We start from the raw sequence: 20,457 nt of genomic DNA on the forward strand, positions 1-20,457 counted from the left end.
AAATATTTCAGATTTACGCTTGACACATCCTCGCTACCGGCGAATAATGCGCGCCACTTGGCTACATAGCTCAGTTGGTTAGAGCATAGCATTCATAATGCTGGGGTCCGGGGTTCAAGTCCCTGTGTAGCCACCAAGTACTGAAAAACGGCTTATCGAAAGATAAGCCGTTTTTTTATGCCTCGAGAAAATTAGCTGATCCCACAGGATCTGTTTACGGCTCGCCATAGCGAATCGTTCAACTGATATAGCTCTGCCCCGGTACCCGGCGCCTGCAAATACAACGTGCCGTCCTCAAACCTGAGGATATCGCTTGAACCATTCGGTCTCTTCCAACCGTGCCGCATGAGCATGCAACACGGGGAAATCATCTGACCTGACGATATCGGCGATCATCATTTGGATGAAGGACCAGGCGACTGCACTGGTGATGGCGGCCTGATCCGGCCTGCCCTCAACAGTCGGCGGCACACACGCCAGCCGGGCTTCCCATTCGCGACAGGCCGCCAGCAACTGCCCGACCACCCGGTCCAGCCAAGGCTGATGACGTTTTTCCTCAGGGCGTAACTGGCGTTCATAGACAATCTGCACGGCCTTTTCGCAAGCCGCCAGCGCCAATCCCAGCATCTGCAGCGAAGCGACCAAAAGCACTGCCTGTTGTGGCATCAACTTCTTGTCGGTGGGGCTCTGCGCCTCGAAGTAGTCGAGGATCAGCGTCGAGTCCATCAACACGCTACCGTCATCCAGTACCAGACTGGGGGCCTTTACCACCGGGTTGATCGAGCGGAATGCCTCGAACGAACCAAATACCGACAGTGCGACATGCTCGAACGAGACGCCCATCAGATCAAGCGAGATGGCCACGCGGCGAACATAGGGAGAATCCAGCATGCCAATCAGTTTCATCAGGTCATTCCTCCGTGATGCGGATCAATCCTGTTTATGGCGGTACTGCTGAGAAGCGGTCCCGTCGGTTTGCGCCCTGCGTCTCGCATCGCTACAGTCCGACTCTATATTCCATGCCACGGATGGAGCAACACGTGTTTACAGACCTCAAGCCGAACCTTCATCGCCTGTCAGCCGTTTCGTTGCTGGCTATAGCCCTCACCCTCGTAGCCTGTAAGGCTCCATCCTCCTCCACACCCACATTACCCAGCGCACCGGAAATCACCTCCGGTTACCGCGCCGATCTGCAAGTCCGCCACGCCGACAGGCACATGGCCGCCGCCGCCAACCCTTTGGCGGCTGAAGCCGGGCGAGAGATGTTGCGGCGTGGGGGCTCGGCCATCGACGCGGCGATTGCGATGCAAGCGGTGTTGACCTTGGTGGAACCACAGTCTTCCGGCATCGGCGGCGGAGCATTCATCGTGCTCTGGGACGGCAAGGCCGTGCGTACTTACGATGGCCGCGAAACGGCACCGGCCGGTGCTACCGAACGACTTTTCCTGCAGGCCGATGGGAAACCCATGCCGTTTACCGCCGCACAGATCGGCGGCCGTTCGGTCGGCACACCGGGTGTGTTACGCGCGCTGGAACTGGCTCACCAAAAATACGGGCGCTTGAAATGGGCAACGCTGTTCGAACCGGCCATCAAGCTGGCGGAACAAGGCTTTCCGATCTCGCCTCGGTTGCACTCGATCATCGCCGGCGACCCGTCTCTGCCAGGCTCGCCGGACATGGCCGCTTACTTCCTGAATACCGATGGCAGCCCGAAAGCCGTCGGCACGCGGCTGAAGAATCCCGCATTAGCCGGTGTGCTCAAACGCATCGCCAATGAAGGTCCCGATGCGTTGTACGAAGGACCGGTGGCCCGGGAAATCGTCGCCAAGGTGCAAGGCCACGCCAACCCCGGCAGCCTTTCGCTGAACGACCTGAAAGGCTACGCCGCCCGGGAGCGTGCGCCGCTGTGTACCGACTACAAGCGCTGGCAGGTCTGCGGCATGGCCCCGCCCTCTTCCGGCGGGATCGCCCTAGCGCAGATTCTCGGGACCTTGCAGGCTTTGGAACGGCGCGACAGCCACACCGCCCTCGCCCCCATTAAACCCATCAAGAGCGACAAACCCGCCGGCTTCGAGCCTGCGCCCGAAGCCGTGCATTTGATCGCCGAAGCCGAACGCCTGGCCTACGCCGACCGTGCCCAGTATGTCGCCGATTCGGACTTCGTGCCTGTACCGGTCAAGGGCCTGGTCGACGCCGGGTACCTGGCCAGCCGCGCCAACCTGATCGGCCCGCGCAGCATGGGCGTCGCCAAGCCCGGTACGCCACCGGGCATCCAGGTGGCCTACGCCCCGGACCGTTCGCCGCTGCGTATCTCCACCTCGCAAGTGGTGGCGGTGGACGACCAGGGCGGCGCCGTGTCCATGACCACCACAGTGGAATCGGCATTCGGCTCACATCTGATGGTCCAGGGTTTCATGCTCAACAACCAGATGACCGACTTCTCGTTCATCCCGGAAGAGAATGGACAAAAAGTCGCCAACCGTGTCGAACCCGGCAAGCGTCCACGCTCATCCATGGCACCAACGCTGATTTTCGACCGTCAGAACGGTGAACTGCTGGCCGCTGTCGGCTCGCCGGGAGGGTCGCAGATCATCGAATACGTAGCCAAATCGGTCATAGGCCTGTTGGACTGGAACCTGGACCCACAAACCGCCATCAACCTGCCCAACTTCGGCAGTCGCAATGGCCCCACTGAGCTGGAACAGGGGCAATTCAGCCCTGCGTTGATCCAGGCGCTGAAAGATAAAGGCCATACGGTGAGCGAAATCGACATGACCAGCGGCACCCAGGCCATCGTCCGGGTGCGCGATACGCAAGGAAAGACATCACTCGCCGGGGGGGCGGACCCTCGACGTGAAGGTGAAGCGCTGGGAGATTGAGCGGATACCTGATTCGCTCATGACTGTTCGTTCTCAGGTTGATAAACCAGCAGATCGGCGGGCTGACATTGCAGGTAACTGCAGATGGCCTCGAGCGTCGCCAGGCGTATGCCCTTGACCTTTCCCTGCTTCAACAGGGAGAGGTTGGCCTCCGTGATGCCTATGGCGGCGGCCAAATCTTTGGATTTGACCTTGCGCGTCGCCAGCATCACATCCAGTTGAATAACGATAGGCATAGGGTTCTCAAACGAAAGTTCTGTTTTCTGAGTCGACTTCACTGGCCTGGGACAATATCCGGGCAATGATTGCGATACAGGCGGCCAGGAACAAGGCGACGAAGGACGGGGCGGTGATGCTGATGGTCAGCAATCGCTCGCCGACCGGCGCGTTGATCGTGACCAGCAGGCTGAGAAACGGTTCGCACAGGAAATCCAGCAGCACCCACAGCGCTACTGCGCGCCCCGCATTTCCCAAGTAAACCGCTGCTTCACTGGAAAAATACTGCCCCTGGGCATAGCGCCTGAAAAGCTGCCGCAGGTTGACCAGCCCGGCCGCCAGCGCCAGCAGAGGCACGCTGGACAAAAGGATCCCGCCAAGACGTTGCCAGCCCGTCAGCGCCGTCGCCCCACCGGGCAGACTGGACAGTTGCCGCTCGGTCAGGGAAAAGCCCAGGCCGTATTTTGATGCGATATCAGGAAACAGCCAGGCAGCCGCATTGACGGCCATCATCGCGACAATGAAAACAAGCGTGACGGCAGCCATGCGCTGGCTGTACAGGGCGAGACGATTCGAACACATGTCAGGGCTCCAATAGAGTACGAGAGCGCCAAACATAGCCACGAAATTATCGCAGAACAATAATTAATATGTAAAAAACAATAACCCCGGCATCAAGTCGATAACTGATTGGCGAACTGGCTCACGGCGTCGACCACTTTCTTCGCCCCATCCTGAATCTCGACGATCACCGTCCCCGCCTCGGCAGCCAGGGCAAGGCCTTGTTCGGCCTGGTGTTGACCATCCGTCATCAACGACACGGCATTGCGTGCCATGTCCTGGTTCTGGCGGACCACGCCGACGATTTCATCGGTGGCCTGGCTGGTACGCGACGCCAGTTGCCGCACTTCATCGGCCACTACCGCAAAGCCTCGACCCTGTTCGCCGGCACGAGCGGCTTCGATGGCCGCGTTGAGCGCCAGCAGGTTGGTCTGTTCGGCGATGCCGCTGATGGTCTTGACGATGGTGCCGATCACCAGGGATTGCTCGTTCAACGCTTCGATGCCCTCGCCTGCGGCCTGCATGTGCCGGGCCAGGTCACGCATCACGTCTACGGCCTGGGTCACTACAGTGGTACCGCGCTGAGCGCTGTCGTCGGTTTGCAACGAAGTGCTGTAGGCGATGCTGGCGGCCTCGGCGACGGCCTTTTCCTGGTTGACCTGGTCGGTGATGTTCGTGGCGAACTTGACCACTTTGTACAGTCTATTGTTGGCGTCGAGCACCGGGTTGTAGGAAGCCTCCAGCCACACTTCACGACCATTGCTGTCGAGGCGCTTGAAGCGGCCGGCAACGAACTCACCACTGTTCAGGCGCTTCCAGAACTGCTGGTAGGCAGGGCTGTTGTATTCCTCCGGCTCGCAAAAGGTGCGGTGGTGCTTGCCCTTGACCTGCGCCAGGCTGTAGCCCATGGCATTGAGAAAGCGATCATTGGCTGTCAGTACGTGACCGTCCAGGTCAAATTCGATCACGGCCGTTGAGCGTACCAACGCACCAATGAGGTTTTCATGCTCGCGAGAACCTTCGATGGTGCGGGTCAGGTCATTGGAGTACATCGAGAAATAACGGACTCGCCCATCTGCGCCCTTTACAGGCTGAAGAATCGAACGCAACCAGGCTTCCTTGCCGTTGCCCCGCAGCAGGCGCACGGCGCCAGAAAAATGCTCGCCACGGGTCAATGCCGACTTGAAGCGAATCTGGAATTCATTGGACTTCAAGTAGGCCGGCACCAGATCTTCTACAGCCCGACCAAGGAGGTCCTGGCTCTTGTAGTGCATTTCATCGAGAAATTTCTGATTGACCGTCTGCACCCGCCCCTCGGCATCAAGGGTAAGTGCCAGCATTTCGCGGTCCAGGCTTTCCTTTACTTGCATGAGGCTGGAGAGTTCTTGGCGAAGAGCCGTCAGCTCCTGCTTCAAGCGTTGATTGAACATAGGCATGCTCCGGGTGGCAGGAGAATTGACAAGCTGTTCTCATGCCATCGGCCCGGCGACTTTTTTCTAAAGAGTGTCGTTGGTCGGCCTGGGGTTTTGCAGATCGCTCGCGAACCCTGGCCCATCTTTCACGGTCAGTGAGTTGTTCTACCGTTGTCGGGGCCGCGCCGCTCCAGATGCCCGCATCCATAAAATCAACCATAAGAATCGAGGTAATCGCCGTGACCACCGACATCCAAGACAGCCGCTCCGCCCGCTTCGCCTTGCGCTGTTCCAGTTTTGCCGAACGCTGGTTTCCCGACTCCTGGGTCTTTGCCGCGCTGGCAGTGCTGGTGGTCGCGCTGGCGACGCAGTTTATCGGCGCCACGCCCACGGCCGCCGCCATGGCGTTCGGCGACGGCTTCTGGAGCCTGATCCCGTTCACCATGCAAATGGCCTTCGTCGTGATCGGTGGCTACGTGGTGGCCAGCTCGCCACCCGCCGTCAGGCTGATCGACCGCCTGGCACGGATACCGAAGAACGGGCGCTCCGCAGTGGCCTGGGTAGCGCTGATCTCCATGGTTGCCTCATTGCTGAACTGGGGCCTGTCGCTGGTCTTCGGCGGTCTGCTGGTGCGCGCCCTCGCCCGCCGCACCGATCTGAAAATGGACTATCGCGCCGCCGGCGCCGCCGCTTACCTGGGCCTCGGCGCGGTGTGGGCCCTGGGGTTATCGTCGTCGGCCGCGCAATTGCAGGCCAACCCGGCCAGCCTGCCGCCGTCGATCCTGTCGATCACCGGCGTCATTCCCTTCACCCAGACCATTTTCCTCTGGCAGTCCGGCGTGATGTTGCTGGCGCTGATTGTCATTTCGCTGCTGGTGGCCTATGCGACCGCCCCAGGCCCGAACAGCGCCCGGGACGCCGCCGCGTGCGGCGTCGATCCCAGCTTCAGCATGCCGGCCCTGCAGCCGCGCACCCGGCCCGGGGAATGGCTGGAACACAGTCCGCTGCTGACCATCGCGCTGGTGCTGCTGTCGGCCGGCTGGCTGTTCCACGAGTTTTCGACCAAGCCGGCGATCAGTGCGATCTCGGGACTCAACACCTACAACTTTCTGTTCCTGATGCTCGGCGCCTTGCTGCACTGGCGCCCGCGCAGCTTTCTCGACGCCGTGGCCCGCGCGGTACCGACCACCACCGGCGTACTGATCCAGTTCCCGCTGTACGGCTCGATCGCCGCGCTGCTGACCACCGTCAAGGGCAGCGATGCCCAGACACTCGCCCACCATATCTCGACTTTTTTTGTGCAGATCGCTTCCCACGACACCTACGCCCTGTTGATGGGGGTCTACTCGGCGGTCCTGGGGTTCTTCATTCCTTCCGGCGGAGGCAAGTGGATCATCGAGGCCCCCTATGTGATGCAGGTGGCCAATGACCTGGAGTACCACCTGGGTTGGGCCGTACAGATCTACAACGCCGCCGAAGCGTTGCCGAACCTCATCAACCCCTTCTACATGCTGCCGTTGCTGGGTGTGTTAGGACTGAAGGCCAGGGACTTGATCGGCTTTTCCTTCGTGCAACTGCTGGTGCATACCCCATTGGTGCTGGTGCTGTTATGGGCACTGGGGACGACATTGGCTTATTTTCCGCCGGCGATGCCATAAAGCCATAAAAAAGGGCCGATATTTCCATCGGCCCACTTTTTCTTCGGCTCGGTCTGTTTCAGTATGGGGGCGCCCTGTTCGAAGGGCCCAAACGCTGAAAAGGATCTGAGCATGTCTAAACTCGCAGTATTTCCCCTTGCCGCCCTGGCCTTGAGTGCCACCGTCCACGCCACCGACATCGATGTACAACTTGGCAGTACCGAACGCGTCACCCGCCTCTTCGCTTACCCCAACAACTGCAATGTCATCTGCTTCCGCAACTGGACGCTGGAACAGACCGTCGAACATTACCTCACCCAAAGCGTTCAACGTGATGGCTACGGCAACGCCAAGGTCAGCGTCAAACGCGACAACGGCAAAATCTACGCCCATATCAGCGGCGTGCCGAAAGCCTACGGCCAACCACTGAGCAAGCTGCTCGATGCCGGTGACCTGGCGTACAAGGGCGCCACGAAGCTCAACGACGACAAGAAATGGGCTTACAACTGGTATCTGTTCCTGCCATTGGGCATGGCCCTGGAAAACCGCAAGAGTGTCGAACTGCTGCACTTCCCGCCGGATTACTCCCTGACCCAGGCCCAGGACTACCTGGAGTCCGCCACCACTGATCGCTGGGCCACCCTGCTGACGGCCAACGGCATTGCCGCCGACCAGACGCCGGCCTACCAGACCATCATCGACATCGCCCCCATCGCCGCGCCGTCCACTGCCGGCGCGACGCTGGAGGGTGTCTACAATTACTTCAACGACTACCAGACCACCATGGTCAAGCAAGTCAGCCAGAGTGCTGGCGGAACCGCGCTGCCGATGGTGGCCTTTGGCGCCCCCGTGCGGAACTGGATCAAGAGCCAATATGGCCAGACCGTGGCGGTGCTCGGCCTGGCGACCATTTCTCCCGCTACCGGCGTCAAGGTCCCGGTCCTGGGTTCCAACCACCCAAGCTACATCTGGTACGCCGCCGATCCGGAAAGCTACGGCGGCGACGAAGCCAAGGCGGACGCGGCAGGCCTGAAAGTCATGGGCCAGGACCTGAGCGCAGCCTGCTGGCAAGCCGGTATGGGCAGCAAGCCGAGCAGCGATCCAACCACTCAATTGAACCAGTGCACGCAGACCTGGCAGGTCACGCAAAAGGAGAAAACCTGCGAGTTGTTCTACACCTCGATTCGCAAGCTGTCGCCGGAAGATGCGGCGAAAAAATGCGATACGCCTGCAATCAAGTCGCAACTCCCGCAACTGAAGGTGCCAATGCCGTTGCCATCCGAGCCGGTATGACCCAGAGGCCTTGTGGCGAGGGGACGGACTCCTCGCCATAAGGCCCCGCTCCCGTGTAAGCCCTCGCTCACACGGGAAAGCGCTTTTGGCGCCTGTCAGAGTTGACAGTAGATGCCGCGCCGGACTTGGAGGAAGCTATCCGGGTCACCCACGACCGTTGGCAGGACGCCAACGGCAGCAAGTCGGCCTGTACCGACAAGGACTGTCATGACCATCTTCGTTGCAGATAAAGCCTTTTCGCAGGACCGGGACTGCATATACCCGGAAAAAGCACTCAGCCTCCGCCTGGGTTATCCGTCTGCCCGTGACTTCGAAGTGTTACGCGCTCCCAATGGGCGCGGCAACGCCGTTATCGCCCGGAAAAGGTTCGCCCCCATGGAGCGGATGTGCAGGGTATCGGGGTTGCTGGTGGGCCGGCGACGCCTGCACACCGTACAGATCCTGCCGGATATACACATGTATGACCCGTATTTCGCCGGACTGCTGTTGCATTCCTGCAACCCGAATGTCTTTCTCGACATGAGCGAACTGTGGCTGTGGGCCCTGACGCCCATCCACGCTGGCGACTGCCTGACGATGGATCACGCCAGTACCGAACGGAAACTCTACCGGCAGTTTGCCTGTCGGTGCGGTTCGTCCAATTGTCATGGCTGGATCACCGGCTACGACGAACCGCCCAACGAACAGGGCATGAAGTTCCTGAAGCACTGGCGCCGCCGCTGTCACCGCGACTGACGCCAGTCAGATCAGGGAGCACCCACCGGACGCAAGCGATACTGCGGCGGCAATTGCTCGAAACCGCTGATTGTGGTGTCCAGGCTTTTCCAACGCCCGTCCTTGATGCCATAGATGCAACCGTGGATCGACAACTTCTGTCCGCGATGCCAGGCGTTCTGCACGATGCTGGTATGGCCGACGTTGGCCACCTGCTGGATCACGTTGAGTTCGCACAGGCGGTCCACGCGTTCTTCTTCGGTCGGCAGTTGGGCCAACGCTTCGCGATGCTCGTAATACAGGTCGCGAATGGAACGCAGCCAGCCATCGATCAGGCCCAGCTGGCGATCCTGCATCGAGGCCCGCACGCCGCCACAACCGTAATGGCCGGTAACCAGGATGTGTTTCACCTTGAGCACGTCTACCGCGTACTGGATCACCGACAGGCAGTTGAGGTCGGTGTGCAGCACCACGTTGGCCACGTTGCGGTGCACGAACAGATCGCCCGGCAGCATGCCGACGATTTCGTTGGCCGGCACCCGCGCATCGGAGCAGCCGATCCACAGGTATTCAGGGGTTTGCTGACGAGCCAGCTTGGCGAAGAAGTCAGGATCCTCCTGCTTGATCGCATCGGCCCAGCGCGCGTTGTTATCAATCAGATCTTGTAGTTCGTTCATGCTGTCTTGCCCTCGAGAACAGTGCGCAACTTTGACATCGGCGCGGCTGTCGAGGTCACTTCGATAATGCCGTTGGAATTCTCGACACGGCTACCGGTCCATCCAGTAAGGCCCAAATCAGGAGAATTGCCATGAATGATTCACGACGTCCTTTCGATGCGGCGCAACCGGAGCCCATCGATGACAACGAAGACCGCATGGGTTCGATGCATGAACTGGAATTCGATGAAGATGAGCCCAGCGCGAAAATCGGTGACGAGCTGCCGGAGGACGAACGCGAACACTTGATGCCCCGTGAACGCGTTCGCGAAGCCGGCATGACCGGCGCCTCGACGGATGATCATCAACCGACCGACGATGACATGAGCCCCGAGACACTGATCCGTGAAGACGGCGCCCGGGATGCCCACGAGGCCGGCGACGACGAGCAGGCCGACTGGGACCTGAGCGTGGTGGATGAAAATGACATTGGCGGTGGCGATGGACTGGACGAGGCCGAGATGGCGGATATTGACCCGCTGGATGGCAAACGGTAAACATCCTTCGTGGGAGCGGGCTTGCTCGCGAAAGCGGTATGTCAGTCGGAAGATTTGTTAACTGACATACCGCTTTCGCGAGCAAGCCCGCTCCCACAGAGGGATGCGTCATGCCCGTTGGAACATCAATCCACTAGCGTACAAGCCATGACCACCGCATCTTCACGCCCACCTACCGCTGGATAGTAATCCCGACGCCGGCCGATCTCGTTGAAGCCATAGCGCTCATACAACCGGAACGCCGTGCGGTTACTGTCGCGCACCTCCAGGAAGCACTCCCGTGCCTCAGCCTTGTACGCAATCGACATGAGATGCTCCAGCAGGCGCAAGCCCAGCCCCCGCCCCTGGTTTTCCGGCTTGACGGTAATGTTGAGCAGGTGTGCCTCGTCAAGAATGATCTGCACTACACCGTGCCCGACTTGCTGTTGGCCTTCGAACATCAGCCAGATCTGGTACTTGCCCAACCCATCGAGAAATATCCCCCGGGTCCAGGGGTGGCTGTAGGCCGCGTATTCGATCTTCAGCACGGCATCGAGGTCCGCCTCGGTCATCGGGCGAAACGAAACAGCATCACTCATTCGATTCTTTCCAGCGCGCCATCAGCCGGCGCATGGCTTGCCAGACTTCAGCCTTGTGCTGTGGCGTTTCCATTAACAGTTCCAGGCCCGGTATTGCCCAGGCCGCTCCCAGCCCTTCGATCTGCAATTCGCGATTGAACGCTTGCGCGTCCGCCTCGCCGGCAAATTTCACCGCAGGCAGGCCGATCAGCCACAGACACGCACAGGGCGCCTCTTCGAGCCGCGCCGCGACAAAGCCCTGGACGAAATCCCGCGCCGCTTCAGGCCCCTGGTCCATCGTTCCACGGGACAACAGCGGCCAGCGCACCGGTTCGCCAACTATTTGCGGACTGTCCGGCAGACCGGCGGCGCGCAACATGTCCTTGAGCAGCAGGTACGCGGGATCGCGGCTCTGGAACGGCTCGCCCGTGGGCAGTTCCACCAGCAACAGGCAGCGTCCGGCCCGTAGCAATTGCAGGGCGAAACGCGGTGGCGGGACCGGGGCTACCCTGGCCGGAGCCGGCGCCTCTTGCGCGTCCTCCACAGGTTTGACAGCCGTGCGGGGCGAGGACGGGCTCGGCCGTGGAACCTCGATTTTCGGCCGTTCGGCCACAGGTGCCGCCGGCTCGGCCACGGTCCGGGCCGCAGGCGCCGCCGCAACCGGCGCGAGCTCTGCCGGCTCGGGCATTTCCAGCAGTTCGGGCCGCGAAGGAGCGGCGAACGGCAATTCGGTGCGCGGCAGCCAATTGACCACCTGCATGGCAGTCAGATAGGCGCGGCGACGGGACTCGATAAGCAAGGGTCGGCCACTTGTGGGTAACTGAAAGTGGGAGGGATTCTACCGCCCTTCGCCGCGGATCGCTTCCCTGTTGAGTCATTAGTTAGGCAATACAGACGACAGTCCGTCTCGGGGGTGAATCGCAACGGGCCCGATGCAGTACAATCGCCCCTTTTAATTGCCAACCCGACGGCCATTGCGATGATCGAACCCAAGCGCGTCTTGCGCGCCCTCGCTGAACACTGGGCATTGCTGGAACCTTTGTGCGAGCACTTCGACCAGGGCACCCTGAGCCTCAACGAATTGCGTTCACAACTGGCCGCCCAACAGCTGGACAGCACGCCCCAGGACATCACCAACCTGCTGGACGTGTGGATCCGCCTGGACATCCTCGTGCCGGTGGCGAAAAGCCCGAACCGTTTCGAGCTGAACGCCCAGATCCATGACTTCCTCGCCTACCTGCGTCGCGAACACCGCCTGGGCCTGTGCCTGGAAATCGAAGCCTACCTGCGCCACCTCGAACGCTTGGCCGGTTATATACAGGACGCCTTCGACATTCGCGACGGCAACGACCTGGCCCGCCAGTTGCGCCTGCTGGACATGCGCGTGCGCGACGTCCTCAAGAAACTCGCCAACGACGAGCAGGCCCTGGTGGCCGTGGCCGAACGGGCCAAGACCAGCGACCGGCAGATCCCACTACGCCAGCGTTACGCTGAAGTGTTGGCGACCTGGGACGAGTACGTCGAACCGATGATCCAGTTGGTGAACGCCGACGGTGCGTTCGAGCAAGGTGTGCGCAAGGTCGAGAATGTGCTGTTGCGCATGCTCACCGAACAGCAACGACTCGGTCACCTGGTGGACGATGACATGCTGCTGCGCACCCACGCACGCATTCTCGAGATGCAGACCAGCGCCCAGTTGACCTTGCGCCATGCCCGCGAGCTGCTGCTGCCATTGCGCGAAGAAGCCCGCCGCCACAACGCCGTGACCCGTGGCGCCGCACTGGCCCTGGCCGCCATCCGCCGCAAAGGCATCGACGCCGTGCCGCAAGCCGCCATGCCGCTGTTCACCCGGCCGCAGAGCACTTTCCTTGGCAGTGCCAGCCAGGTCGAAGCCTATGTCTATGCCCTGGCCCGCTTCGAGCCGAAACCGGCGCGGTTCCCCAAATCCCACAAGACCCACAAGGGTGGCGATGCCCCACGGGCACCACGTACCGTGCGCGAGATGGTCGAGCGTTGCGAAGACGCCCTGCCGATGCCTGACCTGATGACCTGGCTGCTGGAACAGGAGCCGGACGGCGCCACCGACGAATTGCTGTACTGGTTCTCGCGCCTGTCGCGGGAAAAACGCTTCAAGCGCGAGCGCCTGGGGCGCCGCGACTACCACACTCACGAGCATCAGGTCAGCCTGCGCTCCTTCGCCCTGCTCTCGGCCCACGACGCTGCCGAGGATTCTGCGAGCATCCCCCATGCATCTTGATCTATCCGAACTGTCCCAGCTGGCGCCGATCTTCCGCGAGCTGTTCAAGGGTTACCACGTCAGCCGCCGCGACCCGGAGTTGTACGCGCAACTGTCGAATTTCCAGGACCAATACCGCACGCTGTTCAAGGCCCTGGGCTTCGAACTGGTGTGCGATACCCGTGGTTTCTACTACTTCGTGCCGGACCTGGCTGCCGCCGCGGTGAACAAGACCGCCCAGCGCCTGGCGCTGTTCACCTTCATCCTCGTCGAGCACCTGGCCGACCAGGGCCGCGACCCGATTGCCGTGCTCGACGGTGGCAGCCTGGGCCGCGATGAACTGCCTTCGCTGTTGGAAAAGTACCGCGACCTGTTCATCCAGGCCGAAGTGCAGACCCAGGAAGAGCTGGAAGAAAAAATCATGCGCCGCATGACCCAACTGGGCTTCGCCAGCGAAGACAACGGCGTGTACCGCTTCCTGCCGCCTATGCACCGTTTCCTCGACGTTTGCCTGTCGGTCCAGCAGGACCGCGACCTGGCGGCCAGCGTGCACAGCGTGTTGCCGTTGCCGGCACCGGTACTGATCGACGAAGACAGCGACGAGAAGCTGCTGCAAACCGACGATCCGCTCGACCTGGCGCCGTTTGAAGACGAAAGCGAAGAAGACGCACTGGCCCGCGCCATTGCCGAAGAACAGGAGACCGACGCATGAGCCAGGAACGCTACGGCATCCGCCGCTTTGCCCTTTTGAACACCGCCGGCTACAGCCTGGGCCTGTTCCCGCTGGAGGAGCCGCTGTCGGTATATGGCGCGAACAACCTCGGTAAATCCGCCTCGATCAATGCCTTGCAGTTCCCGATCCTGGCGCGCATGTCCGACATGAGCTTCGGCAAGTACAGCCTGGAACAATCCCGGCGTTTCTACTTCGCGTCGGACACCAGCTACATCCTGGTGGAAGTCGCCCTGCCCCACGGTCCTCATGTGATCGGCGTGGTCGGTCGCGGCCCCGGCGGCGGTTTCGGCCACCAGTTCTTTGCCTACGCCGGCAAACTGGACCTGGCCCACTACCAGAAAAACGACACCTGCCTGCGTCAGAAAGAGCTGTTCACCAACCTGGAGCGAGAAGGCCTCAAGGCTTACGAACTCAAGCCCGATGAACTGCGGCGTCTACTGGTAGGTGGTCATACCTCGATTCCCCTGGACCTGACGCTGATCCCGCTGCGCTCCACCAGCGAGCAAAGCCTCAAGACGTTCCGAGCGCTGTTCATCAATCTGCTGCACATGCGCGAAATCACCGCGGCCAAGCTCAAGCAGCTGTTCCTCGATGCCTTCGAGCACAGCCTGCGTTCCGGCAGCGTGGACTACATCGCCGCGTGCGAAGAAGCCTTCCGCGACGTACGACGTATGGAGCAGGACTACAACTCCCTGGTGGCCGCAGGTCCGTTGGTGGAAGCTCTGGCCAACGGCGTGAAGCAGCGCGATGTCCTGCGCGGCAAACTGCATCGTCTGTCGCCGTTGCTTGACTCATTGCTGGGCACCTGGTCGGACTACGCCGGTGCACGCAAGGAAGAACTGACCATCCAGGCCGAGCACTACCGCAACGAGCAAGACTCATTGCAGAACGACCAGCGCGGCAGCACCCAGGAACTGATGCGCCTGGAGCGGGAAATCACCGGCATCCAGCGCTGGCTCGGCGAACTGTCGGTGCTCAAGCATCGCTTCGCCCTGGTGGATGACGTCAAGGTCCTGGAGCAGCAACTGCTCGCTGCCAAGGACGCCCACGACGAACTGGCCGGCGCCCTGGCCCAGTCCCGGCAGTTCAGCGCCGAAGACCTGGAAGAGCGTCTGCGGGATCTGGAAAAACGCCTGAAATCGGTCAAGCAGCAACTCGATCACGCCGACAACAACAGCTACGCCCGCCTGCGGGAAGAATTTTCCCAGCAGGACGTCGAGCGCCTGATGCGCCTGTTCAACAGCGCCCTGTTCAGCCTGCCACTGGGCGAGCATGGCATCGCGCTGGACGAGAACGGCGACTGGGTCAAATCCGTGGAGCTGATCCTCGACGGCTTCAAGGGCGAGCGCTTCGAAGTGCCGGGTCTGTCCATCGACCTGTCCCACATCGAGCCCCCTGCCCTGCAAGCCCTGGCCGACCGCGCCGCGTTGCGGGACCAGAAAGAGCGCCTGGAAAAAGAACTCAAGCAGCTCAAGACCCAACAGGCCGTGGCGGCCGACCGTGCGGCGAGCAAAACCCAGACCGAAGCGCTGTACCAGCAGGTGCTGGACGCGCAAAAGGCCCTGGAAGACTTCCGTCGCAGCCAGACCCTGAGCGCCGAGGAAGGCGAAAAACTCGAGCAACTGGCACAGATGGAAGCCGCCCAGGACGAACTCAAGCGCTCCAGCGATGCCTTCACCGAGCGCGTCCAGCAACTCTCCGCCAAGTTGCAACTGGTGGGCCGGCAGATCGCCGATATGGAAGCCAAGCAGCGCACTCTCGACGACGCCTTGCGCCGCCGTCAACTGCTGCCGACGGACCTGCCGTTCGGCACGCCGTTCATGGACCCGGTCGATGACTCCATGGACAACCTGTTGCCGCTGCTCAATGACTATCAGGACAGCTGGCAAGGCCTGTTGCGCATCGACGGCCAGATCGAAGCGCTGTACGCCCAGGTGCGCCTCAAGGGCGTGGCCAAGTTCGACAGCGAAGACGACATGGAGCGCCGCCTGCAACTGCTGATCAACGCCTATGCCCACCGTACCGACGAAGCCCTGACGTTGGGCAAGGCTCGCCGTGCGGCGGTGACTGACATCGCCCGGACCCTGCGCAACATTCGCAGCGACTACGACAGCCTCGAGCACCAATTGGCGTTGTTCAACCGCGAGATCAACAAGCGCCAGGTGTCCAACCTGCAGAGCTTCCGCATCGTCCTGGCGCCGAACAAGGAAGCGCTCAAGCACATCGACCAGATCATCCACAGCGCCGGTCAATACGAGGAAGGCGAAACCCTCTCGGTGTTCGACCTCAGCCAGAGCGCCGAGCAGGACAACAAGAACGAAGAAGCCAAGGAATATCTGGCGCGCCTGGTGGCGGCGAACCACAACCAGCTCGGCCTCAAGGACCTGTTCGAACTGGCCTTCGAGATCACCAAGGTCAACGGTCAGCCGGTGATCCATACCGACATCGATGGCGCGGCGTCCAACGGCACCACCATGACCATCAAGGCGCTGACCAACATGTATTTGTTGCTGCACTTAATGGACCGCGAGCAGGCCGGTCGCGTGCGCCTGCCGTACTACCTGGATGAAGCGGCGGACATCGATGAAAAGAACCAGGCGGCGCTGCTGGAAACCAGCCTGCAACTGGGCTTCGTGCCGATCCTGGCGAGTGTGAAGCCGCAGGTCTGTGCCAGTGTCGCTATCGACCTGGAAGGCGGCAGCGGCCCGAGCGGCATCTACATCGACGAAGCGGACTGGAAGTACATCCGCCGCCATGATGCGGTGAAGGCCACGCAGAATGTAGAGGCCGATGAGCCGGAGCTGGACCCGGTGTGAGGTAGGTCCCGGGAAATGAAAAAGGCCGCGATCCATTGGATCGCGGCCTTTTTCATTGGAATGTCTGAAGCACTTGTATCGACTGTCCCGCAGCCATCGCGAGCAGGCACCGCCTGATCCGTTATTTACCCAGCTTGATCTTCGGCGCCCAGGTCAGCCATTCGTCCTCGAACTTTTCGAACAGCGGGAAGGTCTGCTCCGGCCGCGCCGGGCTGCCCATGTTCTCCCCATCCGGTGTCGCGAAAGCGACGCCCCCCTGGATCAACGTCTCCAGCGACTCGGTACGCACCGTCGCGCCCTTGAACAATCCGAAGTCCATATCGAAACCACTGGTGTTCCAGAACCGCGTACCACTGCGTACCAGCGGCGCGTACTTGGGTTCGATCAGGATATGGATCAACACCCGATCCGCCGTCTGACCCAGTTCATAACCGGTGACCTTGCCCACAGTGATCTCGCGGTAGGTCACCGGCACGCCCGTTTTCAACGAACCACGGCGGGCAGCACTGAGCACCAGGCTCAAACCGGCTTCGGGCACGGCGCTCTCCGGTGGGTTGGCAAGAGCCACGAAGCTCTTCTGTGGCCCGAGATTTTTCGTCGCGGGCAGCACTTCGAGGTACTGACCGGTCACCAGCGTTTCCAGGTTCGAGGTCTTGATCAGCCCCAGCTCGGGTTTGACGACCCAGAACTGGCTGCCGACCCGGGCGATGCGCTCCGGCACCTCGGTGATGCGAGCAGTGAGCAGCACCGACTGCAGGTCGGCACTGAGATCGACGTCCTCAATCTTGCCTACGTCCAACCCCTTGTAACGAATCGGCGTTCCGCTGCGCAAGCCGTCGGCACGATCGACCTTGATCGTCACCACGGTACCGTTCTGTTGCGCGGCTTCGCGGTTCTCGAACAGACGGAAGCGGGGTACACGCCGCTTCAACGGCACATTGGGCACCGGCGTTTCGAAGGCGATACCGCCAGCCATCAGACTTTGCAGCGACTCACTCTTGACCTGGATTCCCCCTGTCAGACCTCCTGTGAGGGTGATGCCACTGGCGTTCCAGAACCGCGTCGAGCCGTTGACCAGCCCTTCGTATTCCTTCTCGATGTGCACTCCGACGATCAACTGCTTTTTCTTGCGGGAAAACTGGTAGCTCTGTACCGAGCCGACCTTGACCTGCTTGTAGAGGATCGGGCTGCCGACCTCCAGCGATCCGAGGTTTTCAGTCAACAGGACCAGATGCAGGCCGGGCGAGCGCAAGTCCAGCGGCGGCGCCTTCGCCCTGGCTTCGAATTCACGCTGGGGGGCCGCGCCCTTGTCACCGGGTCGTACGGCAATGTAGTTACCCTTGACCAGCGCTTCCAGGCCGGTGATCCCCGCCAGGGAAATCGACGGCTTGACGACCCAGAATTGAGTACCGGTTACCAGGTAGTCTTCAGCCAGTGGGTCCATGGTCAATTCGGCCGTAGCGCTGGACAGGTCAGGGTCAATCTTGAGGTTCTTCAGGCTGCCGACCTGGATACCTTTGTACATCACTGGCGTACGGCCGGCCTGCAAACCTTCGAAGTCGCTGAGCTTGACCTTCACACGAATGCCGGCAGCAGCGGCGTCAAAGTCTTCGTATAGGCGAAACGGCAGACTGGGGTCCGTGGGCGGACTGTCCTTGCGGCTCTCCGGCGTGGCGAACGCAATACCACCGGCAACGATACTTGCCAGGGATTCGCTGCGGACTTTGACGCCTGAGAGATTGGCATCGATGCTAATCCCGCTGGCATTCCAGAAGCGCGTATGTTTACGCACCAGGCTGGCATAGGTCGGTTCGATGAAGACCTTGATCTCCACCGTGTTCTGATCTTCGGATAGCTGGTAGCTTTTCACCTGCCCGACTTGAAGCTGCTTGTAGAACACCGGGCTGCCCCGATCCAGCGAACCCAACCGGTCAGCCTTGATGGTCAGGTGCAAGCCAGGCTTGGCGTCCGACAGCGGTGGCTCCTGGGCGAGAGCCTTGAACTTGCGGGTGGATTCGCCCTCACCCGGGCTGATCGCTACGTAATTACCCGATACCAGGGTTTCCAGACCGGTGATCCCGGCCAGGCTCACGCTCGGCTTGACCAGCCAGAAACGCGTTCCAGTCTTGAGGTACTGTTCTACGTCCTTGTTCATCTCGACGGTCGCGATCACTCCTTTCGAGCTGCCTTCGTCGTCCAGGGTGAGGGCCTTCACCTTGCCGACCGGCATGCCCTTGTAGACCACCTCGGTCTTGTTGACCTGAATACCTTCGCCGCTCTCGAAGCGCACGCTGATCTCGATCCCGGTCTCGTTATAAGCCCGCCAGCCGAGCCAGCCCCCGATGATCAAGGCAATCAGCGGCAAGACCCAGATGGCCGACCAGTTCGAGGCCGGTCGGGTTTTAGCGGTAGGCAAATCAGTCATGGTCGTTATCCGACTCCGTGTTATCCCAAATCAGTCGGGGATCGAAGGTTACTGCGGCAATCATTGTCAAAATCACTACGCTGGCAAAGGCAATCGCGCCAAGACCGGCTTCGACACTGGCAAGCCGTCCGAAATTCACCACTGCCACCAGAATCGCGATCACGAAAATATCCAGCATCGACCAACGGCCGATGAACTCGATGAAACGGTACATAAGGATGCGTTGCCTCGCAGACATGGGCTGGTGCCGTTGTACGGAAAACAACAACAAGGCAATGCCCACCAGCTTGAAGGTAGGAACCAGGATACTGGCGATGAATACCACGGCGGCAATCGGGATCATGCCGTGCTGCACCAACTCGATGACACCGGCCATGATGGTACTGGGGGCACCGTGACCCAGCGAGTTGATCGTCATGATCGGTAGCATATTGGCCGGGATGTAGAGAATTGCCGCGGTGATCAGCAGCGCCCAGGTGCGCATCAGGCTGTTCGGGCGACGGGGATGAATCCGTGCCCCGCAGCGGGTACAAGCCTGTGCGTCGGCGTCGGCATCCAGCCGATTCAGTTCATGGCATTCGGTACAGATCAGAATGCCTGCATCAATCGCCCGCATGGGCATCCTCTCCTGATAACGCTTGCCAGATCTGATGCGGCGACATCACCACCTCCAACCAGACCTGGACCAGCAACAAACTTATGAAACACACCAACCCCAGGCCCACGCTGATGGCGGCCATGTCTGCCAACTTGACGATGGCCACCAACACGCCCATGAGATAGACCTCAAGCATTCCCCAATCCCGCAGGTGGTGATAAATGCGATACAGCAACAAGCCATAGCTGCGGCCGACGTTCCAGCGAATAGTCAACAATACAGCCAACTGACAAAGCAGCTTGAGCAGTGGTACCCCCATGCTGCAAAGGAAAACCACCACCGCGATGCCCTGCATGCCGCTATCGAACAGACCGAGTACGCCACTCCACACGGTATCCTGGGAGGATTGGCCGAGCAGGTTGAGTTGCATGATGGGTAGAAAGTTGGCGGGCACATACAACAACAGGGCAGCGATGACCAAGGCAAGACTGCGCTCGACAACATTGGGCCGGTGGGCGTAGAGCTCATATCCACAACGGGGGCATTCGGCTTTCTCGCCATGGGACAGTCGAGGCTTGCGCATCAACAGGTCGCACTCATGGCACGCTACCAGTTCGCCTAAAGGCAGTTCTGACAGCCGATGGGGGTCCAACGGGTCGGGCATAAACAACTCGGGCTCAACTGAGGTGGGGCTATTCTAGTGCTCCAGCTCAAAAATAACTGTGCAAATTTATTTCGAGCTTTCGCAGGCTTTTCCTGCGGGCAAAACAAAACCCCTACCTGCATCAGCAGATAGGGGTTTCGGAATTTAATCTTGACGATGACCTACTCTCACATGGGGAAACCCCACACTACCATCGGCGATGCATCGTTTCACTTCTGAGTTCGGGATGGGATCAGGTGGTTCCAACGCTCTATGGTCGTCAAGAAATTCGGTAGCCGGCGCGTGCCTTGCGGTCACGTTCCAGCGAATGGGTATGCGATAGTTTGTGTGTTGCGGATGAGCGCTTCGAACTTTCGGTTCGTTTCGTCTTCACACACCGCAATCTGGTGCCCTGGCGCCTTTCGGCTTGGAGCAAGCAAATTGCTTGGGTGTTATATGGTCAAGCCTCACGGGCAATTAGTACAGGTTAGCTCAACGCCTCACAGCGCTTACACACCCTGCCT

Annotated in this window: 18 protein-coding genes, 1 tRNA gene, 1 rRNA gene and 1 pseudogene; 9 read left to right on the top strand and 12 right to left on the bottom strand. The window is 60.6% G+C overall.

The window, feature by feature from the left end:
• Window positions 1–59 precede the first annotated feature (59 nt).
• Window positions 60–136: transfer RNA gene (locus FBX99_RS02295), tRNA-Met, on the top strand.
• A 158-nt stretch (window positions 137–294) separates the two neighbouring features.
• Here FBX99_RS02295 and FBX99_RS02300 read toward each other — a convergent pair.
• Window positions 295–906, bottom strand: a complete 612-nt coding sequence (locus FBX99_RS02300) for a glutathione S-transferase (protein WP_144927510.1) — start codon at window positions 904–906, stop codon at window positions 295–297.
• Window positions 907–1,028: 122 nt separating this feature from the next.
• On the opposite strand from FBX99_RS02300, the gene ggt reads away from it, so the two are divergent.
• Entirely contained in the window at window positions 1,029–2,879 is a 1,851-nt protein-coding gene (gene ggt / locus FBX99_RS02305) for a gamma-glutamyltransferase (RefSeq protein ID WP_144927836.1), read from the top strand.
• A 17-nt stretch (window positions 2,880–2,896) separates the two neighbouring features.
• On the opposite strand, the gene FBX99_RS02310 is transcribed toward ggt, so the two are convergent.
• From FBX99_RS02310 to FBX99_RS29455, 4 genes and pseudogenes are all read right to left on the bottom strand, one after another.
• A complete protein-coding gene (locus FBX99_RS02310) occupies window positions 2,897–3,115 on the bottom strand; it encodes a helix-turn-helix transcriptional regulator (protein ID WP_144927507.1) in 219 nt (72 codons plus the stop codon).
• A 7-nt stretch (window positions 3,116–3,122) separates the two neighbouring features.
• On the bottom strand, window positions 3,123–3,677 hold the full coding sequence (locus FBX99_RS02315; RefSeq protein ID WP_055128162.1) for a DUF2975 domain-containing protein: 555 nt from the start codon (window positions 3,675–3,677) through the stop codon (window positions 3,123–3,125).
• Between the two features lie 92 nt (window positions 3,678–3,769).
• Entirely contained in the window at window positions 3,770–4,201 is a 432-nt protein-coding gene (locus tag FBX99_RS29450; protein ID WP_371923840.1) for a methyl-accepting chemotaxis protein, read from the bottom strand.
• A gap of 108 nt (window positions 4,202–4,309) precedes the next feature.
• Window positions 4,310–5,092 (bottom strand): annotated as a pseudogene (locus FBX99_RS29455) (PAS domain-containing protein); the annotation flags it as partial.
• Window positions 5,093–5,262: 170 nt separating this feature from the next.
• Here FBX99_RS29455 and FBX99_RS02325 point away from each other — a divergent pair.
• The 3 genes from FBX99_RS02325 to FBX99_RS02335 all read left to right on the top strand — a co-directional run bounded on the left by FBX99_RS02325 (window position 5,263) and on the right by FBX99_RS02335 (window position 8,733).
• A complete protein-coding gene (locus FBX99_RS02325) occupies window positions 5,263–6,726 on the top strand; it encodes a short-chain fatty acid transporter (RefSeq protein WP_178111829.1) in 1,464 nt (487 codons plus the stop codon).
• 111 nt (window positions 6,727–6,837) lie between these two features.
• Complete coding sequence (locus FBX99_RS02330; protein WP_145130502.1) at window positions 6,838–7,998, top strand: hypothetical protein; 1,161 nt, start codon at window positions 6,838–6,840, stop codon at window positions 7,996–7,998.
• A gap of 207 nt (window positions 7,999–8,205) precedes the next feature.
• Window positions 8,206–8,733, top strand: coding sequence for a hypothetical protein (locus FBX99_RS02335; RefSeq protein ID WP_047701425.1), 528 nt, complete (start codon window positions 8,206–8,208; stop codon window positions 8,731–8,733).
• Window positions 8,734–8,744: 11 nt separating this feature from the next.
• Here FBX99_RS02335 and can read toward each other — a convergent pair whose 3' ends face one another.
• On the bottom strand, window positions 8,745–9,389 hold the full coding sequence (gene can, locus FBX99_RS02340) for a carbonate dehydratase (RefSeq protein WP_041023284.1): 645 nt from the start codon (window positions 9,387–9,389) through the stop codon (window positions 8,745–8,747).
• Between the two features lie 131 nt (window positions 9,390–9,520).
• Here can and FBX99_RS02345 point away from each other — a divergent pair, with 131 nt between their 5' ends.
• Window positions 9,521–9,925 carry a hypothetical protein gene (locus FBX99_RS02345; protein WP_047701426.1) on the top strand — a complete coding sequence of 135 codons (405 nt, stop codon included), beginning with the start codon at window positions 9,521–9,523 and terminating at the stop codon, window positions 9,923–9,925.
• A 125-nt stretch (window positions 9,926–10,050) separates the two neighbouring features.
• Here FBX99_RS02345 and rimI read toward each other — a convergent pair whose 3' ends face one another.
• Together rimI and FBX99_RS02360 are read right to left on the bottom strand one after the other, a co-directional pair.
• Window positions 10,051–10,503 (bottom strand): ribosomal protein S18-alanine N-acetyltransferase, encoded by a 453-nt coding sequence (gene rimI / locus FBX99_RS02355; protein WP_003205585.1) that lies wholly within the window; start codon window positions 10,501–10,503, stop codon window positions 10,051–10,053.
• Window positions 10,496–11,281, bottom strand: coding sequence for an energy transducer TonB (locus tag FBX99_RS02360; protein ID WP_144927493.1), 786 nt, complete (start codon window positions 11,279–11,281; stop codon window positions 10,496–10,498). The genes rimI and FBX99_RS02360 overlap by 8 nt, the downstream gene beginning before the upstream one ends.
• Window positions 11,282–11,461: 180 nt before the next feature.
• On the opposite strand from FBX99_RS02360, the gene mksB reads away from it, so the two are divergent.
• The 3 genes from mksB to mksF are packed head-to-tail and all read left to right on the top strand — an operon-like array spanning window position 11,462 to window position 16,267.
• Window positions 11,462–12,739, top strand: coding sequence for an Mks condensin complex protein MksB (mksB, locus tag FBX99_RS02365; protein WP_145130504.1), 1,278 nt, complete (start codon window positions 11,462–11,464; stop codon window positions 12,737–12,739).
• Window positions 12,729–13,430 carry an Mks condensin complex protein MksE gene (mksE, locus tag FBX99_RS02370; RefSeq protein WP_024778194.1) on the top strand — a complete coding sequence of 234 codons (702 nt, stop codon included), beginning with the start codon at window positions 12,729–12,731 and terminating at the stop codon, window positions 13,428–13,430. The genes mksB and mksE overlap by 11 nt, the downstream gene beginning before the upstream one ends.
• A complete protein-coding gene (gene mksF / locus FBX99_RS02375; RefSeq protein WP_144927487.1) occupies window positions 13,427–16,267 on the top strand; it encodes an Mks condensin complex protein MksF in 2,841 nt (946 codons plus the stop codon). The genes mksE and mksF overlap by 4 nt, the downstream gene beginning before the upstream one ends.
• A 121-nt stretch (window positions 16,268–16,388) precedes the next feature.
• Here mksF and FBX99_RS02380 read toward each other — a convergent pair whose 3' ends face one another.
• From FBX99_RS02380 to rrf, 4 genes are all read right to left on the bottom strand, one after another.
• Window positions 16,389–18,692, bottom strand: coding sequence for a PqiB family protein (locus FBX99_RS02380; RefSeq protein WP_144927484.1), 2,304 nt, complete (start codon window positions 18,690–18,692; stop codon window positions 16,389–16,391).
• On the bottom strand, window positions 18,685–19,308 hold the full coding sequence (locus FBX99_RS02385; RefSeq protein ID WP_144927480.1) for a paraquat-inducible protein A: 624 nt from the start codon (window positions 19,306–19,308) through the stop codon (window positions 18,685–18,687). Before FBX99_RS02385 ends, FBX99_RS02380 begins: the two co-directional genes overlap by 8 nt.
• Complete coding sequence (locus FBX99_RS02390) at window positions 19,295–19,954, bottom strand: paraquat-inducible protein A (protein ID WP_144927476.1); 660 nt, start codon at window positions 19,952–19,954, stop codon at window positions 19,295–19,297. The genes FBX99_RS02385 and FBX99_RS02390 overlap by 14 nt, the downstream gene beginning before the upstream one ends.
• A 148-nt stretch (window positions 19,955–20,102) precedes the next feature.
• Window positions 20,103–20,218 (bottom strand): 5S ribosomal RNA (rrf, locus tag FBX99_RS02395).
• Window positions 20,219–20,457: the final 239 nt, after the last annotated feature.

The organism is Pseudomonas sp. SJZ074 (assembly GCF_007828215.1).
Taxonomy (GTDB): Bacteria; Pseudomonadota; Gammaproteobacteria; order Pseudomonadales; family Pseudomonadaceae; genus Aquipseudomonas.

What these genes read in the sequence shown, in the direction of transcription:
- ggt (WP_144927836.1), top strand. Translation starts at nt 1,029, where the DNA reads ATGGAGCAACACGTGTTTACAGACCTCAAGCCGAACCTTCATCGCCTG.
- rimI (WP_003205585.1), bottom strand. Translation starts at nt 10,503, where the DNA reads ATGAGTGATGCTGTTTCGTTTCGCCCGATGACCGAGGCGGACCTCGAT.
- FBX99_RS02345 (WP_047701426.1), top strand. Translation starts at nt 9,521, where the DNA reads ATGAATGATTCACGACGTCCTTTCGATGCGGCGCAACCGGAGCCCATC.
- mksB (WP_145130504.1), top strand. Translation starts at nt 11,462, where the DNA reads ATGATCGAACCCAAGCGCGTCTTGCGCGCCCTCGCTGAACACTGGGCA.
- FBX99_RS02325 (WP_178111829.1), top strand. Translation starts at nt 5,263, where the DNA reads ATGCCCGCATCCATAAAATCAACCATAAGAATCGAGGTAATCGCCGTG.
- FBX99_RS02380 (WP_144927484.1), bottom strand. Translation starts at nt 18,692, where the DNA reads ATGACTGATTTGCCTACCGCTAAAACCCGACCGGCCTCGAACTGGTCG.
- FBX99_RS02335 (WP_047701425.1), top strand. Translation starts at nt 8,206, where the DNA reads ATGACCATCTTCGTTGCAGATAAAGCCTTTTCGCAGGACCGGGACTGC.
- FBX99_RS02310 (WP_144927507.1), bottom strand. Translation starts at nt 3,115, where the DNA reads ATGCCTATCGTTATTCAACTGGATGTGATGCTGGCGACGCGCAAGGTC.
- mksE (WP_024778194.1), top strand. Translation starts at nt 12,729, where the DNA reads ATGCATCTTGATCTATCCGAACTGTCCCAGCTGGCGCCGATCTTCCGC.
- FBX99_RS02385 (WP_144927480.1), bottom strand. Translation starts at nt 19,308, where the DNA reads ATGCGGGCGATTGATGCAGGCATTCTGATCTGTACCGAATGCCATGAA.
- FBX99_RS29450 (WP_371923840.1), bottom strand. Translation starts at nt 4,201, where the DNA reads ATGCGTGACCTGGCCCGGCACATGCAGGCCGCAGGCGAGGGCATCGAA.
- mksF (WP_144927487.1), top strand. Translation starts at nt 13,427, where the DNA reads ATGAGCCAGGAACGCTACGGCATCCGCCGCTTTGCCCTTTTGAACACC.
- FBX99_RS02315 (WP_055128162.1), bottom strand. Translation starts at nt 3,677, where the DNA reads ATGTGTTCGAATCGTCTCGCCCTGTACAGCCAGCGCATGGCTGCCGTC.
- can (WP_041023284.1), bottom strand. Translation starts at nt 9,389, where the DNA reads ATGAACGAACTACAAGATCTGATTGATAACAACGCGCGCTGGGCCGAT.
- FBX99_RS02330 (WP_145130502.1), top strand. Translation starts at nt 6,838, where the DNA reads ATGTCTAAACTCGCAGTATTTCCCCTTGCCGCCCTGGCCTTGAGTGCC.
- FBX99_RS02300 (WP_144927510.1), bottom strand. Translation starts at nt 906, where the DNA reads ATGAAACTGATTGGCATGCTGGATTCTCCCTATGTTCGCCGCGTGGCC.
- FBX99_RS02390 (WP_144927476.1), bottom strand. Translation starts at nt 19,954, where the DNA reads ATGCCCGACCCGTTGGACCCCCATCGGCTGTCAGAACTGCCTTTAGGC.